The sequence below is a fragment of the Halostagnicola kamekurae genome (assembly GCF_900116205.1).
Lineage (GTDB): Archaea > Halobacteriota > Halobacteria > Halobacteriales > Natrialbaceae > Halostagnicola > Halostagnicola kamekurae.
This window is the reverse complement of sequence record NZ_FOZS01000016.1, coordinates 1-1,834: the sequence shown is the minus strand read 5'-3', so window position 1 is coordinate 1,834 and position 1,834 is coordinate 1. Positions and strand designations below refer to the sequence as shown.

General features: G+C 55.9%; 1 rRNA gene. It reads right to left on the bottom strand.

Annotated features, from left to right (window positions below):
• Nucleotides 1-55 precede the first annotated feature (55 nt).
• Nucleotides 56-1,834: ribosomal RNA gene (locus BM348_RS20475) — 23S ribosomal RNA — on the bottom strand; the annotation flags it as partial.

The window sequence follows — 1,834 nt, the reverse complement described above, 5'->3', positions numbered from 1 at the left end:
GTAGTCCAGTTCACGCCTGGACCCGTCTCCGGGTCCGTACATGATCCAAATGCGTATGAATGGTGGCTCGATCGATTAGTGCTCGCGGGCTCAACACCTCGTTGCCTTGGTGCGTACACCCCGAGTCTATCGAACTCGTCTTCTACGAGTGATCTCGGATGGTATCTCTTTTTCAAGTGGGTTTCGAGCTTAGATGCGTTCAGCTCTTACCCCGTGGCGCGTGGCTGCCCAGCACGTGCTCTCTCGAACAACTGGTACACCAGTGGCACCCATTCGTAGTTCCTCTCGTACTATACGAACGTTCTCGTCAGATACCGTAACACCCCCAATAGATAGCAGCCGACCTGTCTCACGACGGTCTAAACCCAGCTCACGACCTCCTTTAATAGGCGAACAACCTCACCCTTGCCCGCTTCTGCACGGGCAGGATGGAGGGAACCGACATCGAGGTAGCAAGCCACCCGGTCGATATGTGCTCTTGCGGGTGACGACTCTGTTATCCCTAAGGTAGCTTTTCTGTCAGCAATTGCCCGCATTAAGCAGGCTAATTGGTTCGCTAGACCACGCTTTCGCGTCAGCGTCGATTGTTGTGCTCGACACTGTCAGGCTTCCTTATGCTCTTGCACTCTTACTCGGGTCTCCGACCCGAGTGAGGAAACCTTGGGGCGCGCTCGATATCTTTTCAAGCGCGTACCGCCCCAGTCAAACTGCCCGGCTACCGGTGTCCTCCGCCAGGAGTGAGAGTCGCAGTCACCATCGGGTAGTATTTCAATGATGCCTCGGTGGCCCGCTAGCGCGGGTACCTGTGTAACGGCTCCTACCTATGCTGCACAATGGCGACCACGTCTCAGCGACAGCCTGCAGTAAAGCTCTATAGGGTCTTCGCTTCCCCTTGGGGGTCTCCAGACTCCGCACTGGAATGTACAGTTCACCGGGCCCAACGTTGGGACAGTGGCGCTCTCGTTGATCCATTCATGCAAGCCGCTACTAAAGCGGCAAGGTACTACGCTACCTTAAGAGGGTCATAGTTACCCCCGCCGTTAACGGGTCCTTCGTCTCATTGTACTGAGTGTTCAGATACCCGCACTGGGCAGGATTCAGTGACCGTACGAGTCCTTGCGGATTTGCGGTCACCTATGTTGTTACTAGACAGTCGGAGCGCCCGAGTCACTGCGACCTGCCTCTCTCCGAGGCAGGCATCCCTTATTGCGAACGTACGGGACTAACTTGCCGAATTCCCTAACGTCGGTTGATCCCGACAGACCTTGGCTTTCGCCGCCACGAGTACCTGTGTCGGATCTCGGTACGGACAGTGTGATCGTCTTTTCACGGGCTCCAGATTGACCCAGCTTGCGGCATCCCACCATTCGTCCGCTTCCTGCCATTACGGCTTCCACGAACTTCGATGGTTACACCGGGCGAGTGCCCGGCCTGGGCGGCTCCAAAGCGTCGACTTCTAATTCACACTGGCATAGGAATATTAACCTATTTCCCTTTTGTCTCATTCGAACTGCGGTGAGACTTAGGACCGGCTAACCCTCAGCTGATCAGCATTGCTGAGGAACCCTTACTCGTTCGGCCGTCGGGGTTCTCACCCGACTAACGCTGCTACTATGACCAGAATTTTCGTTACTGCACGGTCCACACGAGATCTCTCCCGTGCTTCCACCCGAACAGTATGCCAACCTACGGAATCACCCTCTGACGGGTGTCGCTCGGTCTCGGTGGTGGACTTGAGCCCCGATCATTTTCAGCGCGCCGAACCTCGGCCGGTAAGCTGTTACGCTTTTCTTAGAGGGTAGCTGCTTCTAAGCTCACCTCCCGGCTGTCTAGG